Here is a 12,326-nt window from a genome sequence, read left to right as displayed (position 1 = left end):
CAATCTACGTTTCAGAATACAAAATCAAAACAGTAAAATAGTGTAATCATGAAGAATACTTTTCTTATCACTTGCCTGCTTTTTGCAGTTACTTGTATGCAAGCGCAACAAATAGCTTTTCCCGGAGCTGAGGGTTATGGTAAATGGACTGTTGGCGGACGTGGTGGTCGTGTACTTACCGTGACTAATCTGAATGACAGTGGTGAAGGCAGTTTCCGTGATGCGGTGGAGCAAATAGGCGCTCGTATAGTGATCTTTGCTGTGGATGGAACCATTGAGTTAAAGTCGCCGCTTCGTATAAATAATGATAGTATTACTATCGCGGGACAATCTGCGCCGGGTGACGGTATTTGTCTGAAGGATTATCCGCTAGTGGTGAATGCCAGCAATGTTATCATACGTTATATCCGTGTACGTGTGGGCGATCGATACCGTTTGGACAGTGACGGTGTGGGTGGTGGACGTTACGGACAGAAGAATGTGATTCTCGACCATCTCTCTGTTAGTTGGAGCATTGATGAGTGTCTCTCTATCTATAAAACCGAGAATCTTACCGTACAGTGGTGCTTGGTTGCTCATAGTCTGAACACCTCGGTTCATACAAAAGGAAGTCATGGCTTTGGAGGTATTTGGGGAGGATATAAGGCTACTTTCCATCATAATCTGTTAGCCAATCATGCAAGCCGCAATCCTCGTTTCTCTTCTGTAGATGGTACGAAATGGGTGGATTACCGTAATAATGTTGTGTATAATTGGGGATTCAAGACCGCTTATGGAGGTGGACATCATGCTGAGATTAATATGGTGAATAATTATTATAAGCCGGGACCGGCTTCTCAGCACCACCGTTTGCTTGATGTTGCAGAGGATGGGACAGGACGTTATTATGTGGCTGGTAACGTGATGGAAGGTGATGATACTGTGACACATGATAATCACAGTGCTATAACTGATTGCGCCGGGAAATGTTATATACCCGGCAGAAAAAGTGCCGGACCGGATTCCGGGATTTCTCTCGAAGCTATTCCGACTTCGGGTGAAGAATGTGCATCCTGTTTGGTCGGCTCTCCTTTTCCGAATGAACCGATCCATGAAGATACCCCTGTTGTTGCTTATCAGCGGATTTTGGAATCTGTGGGATGTAGTTTCTCACAGGATAGCTATGATCGTGAGGTCTTACGTCAAGTAAGAGAGGGGATTGGTACATTCGGTACAGACGGTATTATCAACTCACAGGAAGATGTAGGCGGTTGGCCTGTTTTAAAATCAGGGAAAGCGTTGAAAGACAGTGATGGAGACGGTATGCCCGATGCTTGGGAAAGTAAGCATGGCTTAAATCCGGAAAGTGCTTCAGATGCATCTGCTTATACATTAAATGAGAGTTATACTAATATTGAAGTTTATTTAAATAGTTTGTGCCGATAATATCTGTTTTTGTTTACTGTAGAGTTTGCATTCAGTAGCAAGCCTTTTAATGACTTATTGTTTAATTATTAATCAAAAAAATCACTATGAAGATTTACTTTGTCCGGATTGTCCTGGTTCTGTTGATGACCTGTTTGAGTACAAATATTCAAAGTAAGGGAATACCGGATTTTTCTTGGATGAAACAGGTTGGTGCTGTATCTTATCCTGCACAACAAACTGTATATAATGTTGTGGATTATGTTGCTAAAGGTGATGCTATATGTATGAATACCAAGACTATTCAGAAAGCAATTGATACAGCTGAACAAGCTGGAGGTGGAATGGTCGTATTTCCTCCTGGTATTTATCTTACCGGTTCTTTGTTTGTGGGCAATAATGTAAATCTTCATATTTCCAAGGGAGTCACTTTGGTGGGTTCTCAAGATATAGTTGATTATAAAAAGATCGATACCCGTGTAGCAGGTATAGAGATGGAGTGGCCTTCTGCACTGATAAATATCATTGGCAAGAAAAATGCTGCTATTTCTGGTGATGGAGTAATTAATGGACGTAGTAAGATTTTTGGGGATAAATATTCGAATATGCGTAAAGATTACGAGATGAAAGGTTTGCATGTTTTGTATAGTAAACATATAACTATTGATGGCATTATAATCAGTAATAATATTGAGGGACATGGGCCGAGCACGGATGGTATTGATATTGATTCGTCAGAATACGTTTTGGTCCAGAATTCTAATATAAATTGCAATGATGACAACTTTTGTCTGAAGGCCGGACGTGATAGTGACGGGCTTCAGGTCAATCGTCCTTGTCAATATGTGGTAATTCGTGATTGTATAGCAGGTTCGGGGAGGAGGAATGTTTACTTGTGGTAGTGAGACTTCGGGAGGAATTCGCAATATTGTGGCATACAGGATGAAAGGTATAGGTACAAAATGTGGGTTACAAATTTCCGGAAGGATATGATATAAAGAAACTTCCAGCGCATTGGCTTAAAATGTTAGAACCTGTGAGTTTTGCACAGGGTACTCCTGTGTTTCGGAATATATCTCTTGATAAGGTAACTGCTTCTAATGCGCAATCTTGTATAAATGTAGTTGGAATTGCTAATAGCAGAATTGAAAATTTCGTGTTTCGCAGCGTCTGCCTTAAAGGTAACAAGGCCGGGAAAATAGTTTGGGCTAAGGACTGGCGTTTGAATGATGTCCGCATTGAAGCAAGTAATGATTTGATTTTGGAGTGCAATGAGAATGTGGTTATCCCATAATTGTATGTTGCTCATTGTGATTGTATGATAAATGTGATAAATGAACTTTTCTAATAATATTATAGTATGGTCAAGAAGAATTTTTTAGGAGGATTTTGTGCTGTAGGTATGTTGGTGCTTCCTCAAATAGTTGTAAGGGGGCAACAGGTAACCTCACCGAATACTGAAAAGACTAATATCATTTTTATACTAGCCGATGATATGGGGTATTGTGATTTGGCTTGTTATGGAAACAAGTATATTGAAACTCCTAATATAGATAAATTGGCGGCTATGGGCACCTCTTTTACTCAGTGTTATGCCGGTTCGGGAATAAGTTCTCCTTCCCGTTGTGCATTAATGACTGGAAGGAATACTGGAAATACCACTATTCGTGATAACTTTTGCACAGCGGGGGGAATTGAGGGATTGAAGGGTACGAAAACTATACGGAGAATGCATTTGCTACCAAATGATACGACTATTGCTACTGTGTTGAGTAGTGCCGGTTATAGGACATGTTTGGTAAATAAATGGCATTTGGATGGTTTTAATCCTGAAGCAACTCCTTTAAATCGAGGATTTGATGAGTTTTATGGTTGGCTTATTAGTACTACATACTCCAATGATCCATATTATTACCCTTATTGGCGTTTTAATAATGAGAAACTGGAAAATGTGAAAGAGAATGAAGGAGATAAACACATCAAACATAATACAGATCTTTCAACGGAGGATGCAATTAAGTTTATAAATAGAAATAAGGAGAATCCTTTCTTTCTGTATTTGGCTTATGATGCGCCACATGAACCTTATATAATTGATGAAACAGTTTGGTATGAAGATGAGACGTGGGATATGAATACTAAACGATATGCTGCTCTTATCACACACATGGACCGGGCTATCGGGCGTTTGTTGGCGGAACTTGACAGATTGGGGTTACGTGAGAATACAATGGTTATCTTTGCTTCGGATAATGGAGCTGCCAAGCAAGCGCCATTGGCGGAATTAGGATGTAAAGGCTCGCTTAGGGGGATGAAGGGACAGCTTTATGAGGGTGGAATTCGTGTACCTTTTATTGTTAATCAGCCTGGTAAAGTTCCGGTTCAGACACTGAATAATATTATTTATTTTCCAGATGTACTGCCTACACTGGCAGCGGTGGCTAATGCAACGGATAAGTTGCCCCAAACACTAAATGGTATAAATATCTTGCCTTTATTCTATGGTAAACAGATGAATACGGACAATCGTTTGTTATATTGGGAATTTCCCGGCAAGCAACGTGCAGCACGTAGAGGTGACTGGAAAGTGGTTACTATTAACAAAAATGCTCCTTTGGAATTGTATAATATAAAAGAAGATATGACTGAATCTGTGAATCTAGCTGATAAATATCCTGAAATGGTGGCTGCGTTTGAGAAAGAGATGAGAAGAATGCGTGTGCCTACTCCTAACTGGCCGTTGCCTGGTGAATTTTGATTATTCAGTGAAGATTGACTTTTTAAGAAAGGGTATGCTTCAGAACATCATTTCTTGTGATATTTTCAGTTTGGCTATATGTATGAATCATTAAGAATGTCGGTACGAAATTTTTCTTTAATGATAAAAGATAAGTTTTCTTATTAAGGAAAGTCAAAAGAGAAAGTGTTTCAGTCAAAATGGATATAACGCAGATTAATTCTATATTCTATTTTTGTAATTAGAATGATGTGCTCGATAACGGTTGTACATTCTGTTAAACTTAAATTTATTAATTAATTAATTATATTAATAATCTATGAGAATCATACACACAAAAATGTGCTTATTAATGCTTCTATTAATAAGCTGTCCTTTAGGGGTTTGGGCTCAAAGCAAAACTATTACAGGAGTAGTGGTTGATGTGCAGGGCGAATCAATTATTGGTGCTAACGTCCTTGTCAAAGGGACGGTAAATGGAGTAATTACCGATATCAATGGTAAATTCACACTAAATCAAGTAGCTGCTGATGCTACTCTTCAAATCAGTTTCATTGGATATAAAGAACAAACGATTTCTTTGAAAGGCAAGTCGAACATTAGAGTTGTGATGCAGGAAGATACGGAAATGTTGGATGAAGTTGTAGTAGTCGGATATGGCGTTCAAAAGAAATCGGATGTTACGGGTGCCATGATTAGTGTTAGTGCAGAAGAACTAACTTCTCGTCCTGTTTCAAATGCTTTTGAAGCTATGCAAGGAAAGGCAGCCGGAGTAGATATTACAAGTAATGAACGACCTGGTGAAATTGGTACTATTAATATACGAGGTGTGCGTTCACTGAGTGCAAGCAATACTCCTTTGTATGTAGTAGATGGAATTCCTTTGATGTCTACAAGTGGTATTGAGACCTTGAATCCTAATGATATAGAGTCTATTGATATATTGAAAGATGCATCTGCGACAGCTATTTATGGTTCACGTGGTGCCAATGGTGTAATTTTAGTAACAACCAAACAGGGTAAAGAAGGTAAGATGACCCTCAATTATTCGGGTACGGTCACTGCAGAAACATTACAGGATCATTCGAAGATGATGAACTCTGCGGAGTATATCGATTGGCGTCGTTGGTCTTATTATTACTTGAACCCGTCTAAATATCCTAGAGCTGACCAGCCTACTAAGGAAAATGATTATGAGATATTTTTGGGAGCTACTGACCCCACTGCTTGGAAAAATATAGAAAAGGGCTGGGCCGGAGGAAGTTGGGACGGTTCCAAAGTGGCTACAACCGACTGGTGTGATATGGTATCCCAAACCGGTATAACGCATGAGCATACACTTAGTGCTAGTGGAGGTACTGATAAGATAAAAGGATATGCATCCATTGGTTATTTGGATAATGAAGGTACAGTAAAAGGGCAATCTTATACTCGTTATACAACTAAAATAAGTTTGGATTTGAAACCGACTGCCTGGTTTAGTATGGGATTGAATGTTAATGGTACATTTAGTGAGCAGCAATACGGTTCGTCTGCTACTACAACAGGTTCTTTGTTGAAGAATCTTCCGGGAACATTGTATGCAGGTGCCACAAGTATGTTTCCTTATGCAGTTCCTTTTGATGAAGAAGGCAATCGTATTGAATATCCGGGTGGTGATGATAAGGTGAAGAATGTGGCGGATGAGTGGAACCACAGCCAAAATGAACGTCGTATGTTTCGTGTCATCGGTAGTTTGTTTGCACAGCTTGATTTAGGAGAAATCTATTTTCCATTCAAAGGACTGAAATATCGCTTTAGCTTCGGACCTGATTTTCGACACTATAGAAATGGTACTTTCCGCGATGAAGAGTCTTTAAGTAGTGAAGGTAAGAACCGTGCTTCTTTAAGCAATCAGTCTGATTTCTCATGGACATTGGACAACCTGTTATATTATGATAAAGAAATCGGCAAGCACTCTTTCGGGGTAACCTTGCTTCAAAGTGCTACCAAGTATCATTATGAATCATCATCTATGGCAGCGGAGGGTATTCCTTTGAATAGTGCCAAATGGAATGCGCTGTCAAAAGAAAACATATCTTTATTGGATGATTGGAATAGTTCGTTGACTGAAAAGCAGCTACTTTCTTATATGTTTCGTCTGAATTATGACTATCACAATCGATATTTATTGACCATTTCGGGTCGTTGGGACGGTGCGTCTCAGTTGGCTGATGGTAATAAGTGGGCATTTTTTCCCAGTGCAGCTTTAGGTTGGCGTATTGATCAGGAAGCATTTATGGAAAATATTAATTGGATTAATCAGTTGAAATTACGCATAGGTTTCGGTACTACAGGTAACTCCGCTATCTCTCCTTATCAGACCAAAGGGGCAATTGTGCCTTTCTATTATCCATTTGGTAGCAGTCTTGCTCCGGGATTTGCCGCTTCCGAGCCGTTAACCGGGAAGACGGTGACCTTGGCCAATCAAGATTTGGGTTGGGAGAAGACCACTCAATATAATATAGGAATTGATTACTCTTTATTGAAGGGCAGAATTTCCGGAGTACTTGATTTTTATACTTCTCATACAACAGACTTGTTAATGAATATGAGTATTCCTTCATTGAATGGCTATACACAATCTTATGCTAATGTTGGTGAGACTTCAAATGTCGGTGTTGATATTACACTGAACACGGTGAATATTAAGACTCGTAATTTTGAATGGAGGACCTCGCTTAATGCTGCCTGGCAGAAAGATAAGGTTGAAGAACTGGCAAACGGTAAAGAAGATGATATCGTAAATAATTGGTTTATTGGTCAAGCGCTGGGAGTAATTTATGGATATGAGTCAGGCGGGCTGTGGAAAGAGGAAGATGTAGAATTGATGGAAGAATATAACAAAAAAGGGCATTCTTTCCAGGTTGGTATGGCTAGACCGGTCGATCAGAATGGGGATAAAAAGATAGATCCGAATGATGACCGTGTAGTTATCGGTCATACTCGTCCGCGGTGGACATTGGGTATGAACAATACATTTTATTACAAAAACTTTGAGCTTTCTGTTATGCTGTATGGGCGCTTCGATTATATGGTTGACACGGGCGGAGAATGGCAAGGAGGCCGTTATATGCAAAGGTCTATAAACTACTATAACGAAAACAATAAGAATGCCGATTATCAGAAACCCATCTACAATATTGGTGGTGGTGATCCCTACTATCGTATTCTGGGCTATAAAAAAGGGTCGTTTCTAAAAGTACGTAATATATCTTTGGGATATACATTCCCGCAATCTCTTATCAAGAAATGGAATCTTTCCAACTTAAAAGTCTTTGTGCAGGCCAAGAATCCCGGGCAAATATTCTCTACGATTGATTTTCTTGAGCTGGATGCTTCACAGTCGTATACATCTACCTGGAATCGTGGTTTTACGGTGGGGCTGAATGTTGGATTTTAAATTACTAAGAAAGGAATATAATTATGAAATTAGATAGAAAAATATTATTAGGATTATCATTCTTAGCATTAGGAATGTCAGGTATTTCTTGTGCAGGTTTCTTGGATGAGAAGCTTACCACACAGCAAAATACGGATTATTTTGATACTCCGGAAGGTATTGATAGGCTGGAAGTAAGTCTTTACTATAATTTGCGGTTTCATTTTGCTAAGGAGTATGCTTGTGCAACAACAAACTCCGGAACTGATGAATTTCGTGTAGGAGGTGATGGCTCTAATGCTTCTTGGAATAATTATGATGGAAATTTGCAGTCTCAAGTAGTCAGTAATTCCACCAAGATGGAGGAAGTATGGGATGGGATGTACAATGGGATAAATAATGCAAATCTTCTACTTAGTAAAGTAACGCTGGATAGTTATAAAGGTAGCAATAAAAGCCTTTACATCGGTGAAGCTCATTTCTTGCGTGGTTTAAATTATTTTAAACTGGTTTCTCAATATGGTGGGGTACCGTTGAAGTTGACACCCAGCGTTTCTCCTGAACGTGAATTTACCCGTGCTACAGCTGAAGCTACTTATTTACAGGTTATTGATGACTTAAAAACGGCTTATGACTATCTGCCGTCCACTGCATCTGCTGTTGGAAAGATGACAAAAGATGCTGCTGCGCATTTCCTGGCTAAAGCTTACTTGTCTCGTGCTAGCGAAATCAATGACAGTTGGAATGGGGCGACGAAAACAGCTGATCTTGCTGAGGCTTTGAGGTTGGCGCAAGAAGTGATTGCTCATCGTCAGTTGGCTGCCAATTACGCTGATTTGTGGAATTATACAGAACCTAATGGTGCAAATGAACAATTGGATGAGATATTGTTGGCAGCCCAGTTCTCTTCAGATAAATCAACAGAAGGTGCTAGCGGGAATCAGTGCCATCTCTATTATGTTTCAGTATATAAGGATCTGCCTTATATGCAGCGTGATATAGCTGGGGAAAGAGAATATCAACGCCTGAGAACAACATATTATATGTATAATATTTATGATATGGTGAATGATTCTCGTTTTTGGAAGAGCTTTAAAACAAAGTATGCAGTCAATAATCCGGGGAAGGATGGTAAGTATGTACATGGAGATTTAGGTATCATGTATATTATCAATCGTCCGGGCGATACTCGTTTTGAAAATGTTCAGTTGAAGGAACAGGTTGTTTATGAAAAAACAGGGAAAACGGTTCCTACTGTGTTTGTTGCTTATCCGAAAAGCCAGAATGGTAAAGATGATGTGGCATTGTATGATTATACTACCCGTTATTGCACACTCAATAAATTCATTGACGGTTCAAGAGATGCTCGGGATAGTAGGGTAGGGTATCGGGACGGTATTCTTGCCCGATTGGGTGAAACTTACCTGATTGCGGCGGAAGTTTTGATACGTCAGGAAAAATATGGTGATGCTTTAATATACATCAATAAACTTCGCCAGCGTGCAGCCTACAAGAGTGGGGAAGACCGTTCAGCTTATTGTGATGGCGGTGCGGCTTATAAAGAAGGTTCCCTAGGTTTTGTTGACAATGGCGTTAATTCATATTTTGCCGAAAACTCATATTATGAATCTAATAACATAGCTAAGACTACATCTGCCACAGTTCTTGATATTGAAGATATACGCAACTTGCCGGCCGAAGATGAGGCGGTTATTCAGAAGCTGGGATATTCTTCTGATTACGACCGTATGTTGTGTCTTTTGTTGAATGAACGTTCACGCGAACTATGCGGGGAATTTTATCGTTGGGAAGACCTGTCGAGAACTAAAACATTGCTTGCACGTGCCAGAGCATACAATCCGGATGCTACCTCAAATATTAACGAACGACATTATTTGCGTCCGATCCCTCAAACTTATTTGGATGCAATTCAAAAGAATGGGCATTCATTGACTAATGAAGAGAAGAAAGCCCAGCAGAATCCCGGATATTGATAAATGAATATTTTTTAAACAAGAAAGGCGTATATTCTTTAGAATGTGCGCCTTTCTTGTCATATTAATGGGAGACTGCTAATACAATATACCTATTAATAGCGATTGCGGCGTATACCCCTATCGAATACTCCGGTAAGATATTTACCTGCATATAGCGATTGTTTTGCTTTGAGTTTATAGAGACCTTTGCAGTGATTTATTAACTGTATAAAACTCTTTGTAAATTGAAAGCAAATATGGAAGGACTTACCTTATTTCTTGTCTTATTATTTTCTTCATTATCTGTCTATTCGCAAGGCAGGGCTATGATTTCCGGTAAGATACTGTCTACCGAGAAAGAAATCGTTGACTTTGCGACTGTTTACCTGAAAGGAACCGGCTATGGAGGTACTACCAACCAAGAAGGTATTTATCATATAAAGGCCCCCGCAGGCAATTATACCCTGGTAGTGTCTGCCGTGGGGTATAAGACGATAGAGAAGCAAGTGAAACTGGTGGCAGGAGAGCGGGTGAGACAGAATCTCACAATCACTCCGGAAACGCAGCAACTGGATGAAGTAACGATTGTCTCTACGGGGGTGACCCGTTTGAAACGCTCCGCATTCAATGCAGTGGCGGTAGACACGAAGGAGCTACAGAACACAACGAAGAACCTGAGTGATGCCTTAACCAAGGCACCGGGTATGAAACTTCGTGAATCGGGTGGTGTGGGTTCAGATATGCAACTTATGCTGGATGGATTCAGTGGAAAGCACGTCAAGGTATTCATTGATGGTGTACCGCAGGAAGGCGTAGGAAATTCTTTCGGACTGAATAATATTCCTGTGAACTTTGCCGATCGGATTGAGGTCTATAAAGGAGTGGTACCTGTGGGATTCGGTACCGATGCTATCGGTGGGGTCATCAATATTGTAACTAACAAGAAACGTCGCCGCTGGTTTCTGGATGCCTCCTATTCTTATGGCTCATTTAATACACATAAATCATACGTCAACTTCGGACAAACCTTCAAGAATGGTTTTACTTATGAAATCAATGCCTTCCAGAATTATTCGGATAACGACTATCATGTAGAGGCACCGGTAGAAGATTTCGAAACCGGCAGTATTGACAGGGATAAGAAGGTGCGTGTAAAGCGCTTCAACGATACATACCATAACGAAGCCATTATCGGAAAGATTGGTTTTGTAGATAAGGAATGGGCGGATCGTCTGTTGTTGGGTTTCACCTATTCGCACATGTATAAGGATATACAGACCGGTGTCCGTCAGGAAATTGTATACGGTCAGAAGCATCGTAAAGGCCATTCGTTGATGCCTTCGATAGAGTACTATAAGCGTGACCTGCTCACTAAAGGTCTGGATATGGCACTGACCGTCAATTACAATAAGAATGAAACTACTAATGTGGATACTGCCTCATATAAGTACAATTGGTATGGGCAGAAAGCGCTGATGAATTCTCCCGGTGAACAGTCTTATCAATATTCACGGGCGGACAATAACAACTGGAATGGTACGCTGACTGTGAACTACCGCATCAATAGGGCACAGATGCTGACTTTCAACCATGTGATGAACGCTTTCCACCGTTCCAACACCTCGTTGCTTGCCAAGGAAGAGCAAAAAGAGGCTATCGCTAAGGAGACCCGCAAGAATATTTCCGGCCTGTCCTATCGCCTGATGCTGTCTGAAAACTGGAACTTCTCCGTATTCGGCAAATATTACCACCAGTTTGTAGGAGGTCCGATGGCTACATCCAGTAATCAGAGTGAGTATGTGCGCACTACCCGCGATGTGAGTTCCATGGGATATGGCGCAGCGGGGACTTATTTCATATTGCCCGGCCTTCAGGTCAAATTATCCTATGAGAAAGCTTATCGACTGCCTACTATTGAAGAAATGTTCGGTGATGAAGACCTGGAAATGGGAGATATAGGCATCAAGCCTGAGAATAGCGACAACCTGAACCTTAACCTCAGCTATACCCGGACATTCGGGAAACACTCCGTATATGTGGAAGGAGGTCTGATATACCGTAATACAAAAGACTATATTCAGCGTAACATTGCCGACCTGAGCGGAGGCAGATCAGCAGCTACCTATATAAATTATGGTAAGGTGCTGACGAAAGGCTTTAATGTTTCCGCCCGATATGGTTTCGGAAGATGGCTGAGTGTTGGAGGAAATTTTACGCAGATGAACGTGCGTGACAACATGAAGACCTCGATCTCCAGCAGTGCGGCCAATCTTGCCTATAAAGAGCGTATGCCCAATCTGCCGTATATGTTTGCCGATTCGGATGTGACATTCTATTGGCGCAACCTTTGGAAGAAAGGCAATACGTTGACGGTTTCCTACGACAATCAGTATCTGCATAGTTTTACTTATTATTCATCTAATATCGGATCGAATAAGAACGATTATGTGGTGCCTAATCAGTTCTCGCACAATCTGGCGCTTTCTTATAGTTTGCACAACGGACGGTATAATTTGTCGTTTGAGTGCCGCAACTTTACGAACGAGAAACTGTATGACAACTTTAGTCTTCAGAAGCCCGGACGGGCATTCTACGGGAAAGTGAGGGTATACTTTGGAAATTAAAGATTCATAGAGTCATAAGTACTCAATCAAAATTAATTCGTACTATAAATGATAATTTAGCGACGTAGCGCTGGAGTAAGGTTTAGCTTCGTTGACCGTTGGTTTCCTGCGGCTTACAAGTAATTTTTCAGACGCGGATAACGCGGATCTCTTTTTTTACCATC

7 protein-coding genes are annotated in these 12,326 nt (G+C 40.6%); all 7 read left to right on the top strand.

Annotated features, from left to right (window positions below; genetic code table 11):
• Nucleotides 1-48 precede the first annotated feature (48 nt).
• On the top strand, nt 49-1,425 hold the full coding sequence (locus VYM24_RS02135; protein WP_291550204.1) for a pectate lyase family protein: 1,377 nt from the start codon (nt 49-51) through the stop codon (nt 1,423-1,425).
• 86 nt (nt 1,426-1,511) lie between these two features.
• Nucleotides 1,512-2,306 (top strand): glycoside hydrolase family 28 protein, encoded by a 795-nt coding sequence (locus VYM24_RS02130; RefSeq protein WP_291550202.1) that lies wholly within the window; start codon nt 1,512-1,514, stop codon nt 2,304-2,306.
• A 62-nt stretch (nt 2,307-2,368) separates the two neighbouring features.
• Nucleotides 2,369-2,698 (top strand): hypothetical protein, encoded by a 330-nt coding sequence (locus tag VYM24_RS02125; RefSeq protein WP_330941343.1) that lies wholly within the window; start codon nt 2,369-2,371, stop codon nt 2,696-2,698.
• Nucleotides 2,699-2,764: 66 nt separating this feature from the next.
• Nucleotides 2,765-4,162 carry a sulfatase-like hydrolase/transferase gene (locus VYM24_RS02120; protein WP_425286624.1) on the top strand — a complete coding sequence of 466 codons (1,398 nt, stop codon included), beginning with the start codon at nt 2,765-2,767 and terminating at the stop codon, nt 4,160-4,162.
• 331 nt (nt 4,163-4,493) lie between these two features.
• A complete protein-coding gene (locus VYM24_RS02115; protein WP_291550199.1) occupies nt 4,494-7,583 on the top strand; it encodes a SusC/RagA family TonB-linked outer membrane protein in 3,090 nt (1,029 codons plus the stop codon).
• A 23-nt stretch (nt 7,584-7,606) separates the two neighbouring features.
• A complete protein-coding gene (locus VYM24_RS02110) occupies nt 7,607-9,556 on the top strand; it encodes a RagB/SusD family nutrient uptake outer membrane protein (RefSeq protein WP_299095163.1) in 1,950 nt (649 codons plus the stop codon).
• A gap of 308 nt (nt 9,557-9,864) precedes the next feature.
• Nucleotides 9,865-12,162, top strand: coding sequence for a TonB-dependent receptor (locus tag VYM24_RS02105; RefSeq protein ID WP_330942199.1), 2,298 nt, complete (start codon nt 9,865-9,867; stop codon nt 12,160-12,162).
• The last annotated feature ends 164 nt before the right edge of the window (nt 12,163-12,326 follow it).

Origin of the sequence: Bacteroides sp. MSB163, from assembly GCF_036416795.1 — a bacterium.
Classification (GTDB): Bacteria; Bacteroidota; Bacteroidia; order Bacteroidales; family Bacteroidaceae; genus Bacteroides; species Bacteroides maternus.
The sequence above is the reverse complement of the archived record's forward strand: the minus strand, read 5'-3'. Positions and strand labels throughout refer to the sequence as shown.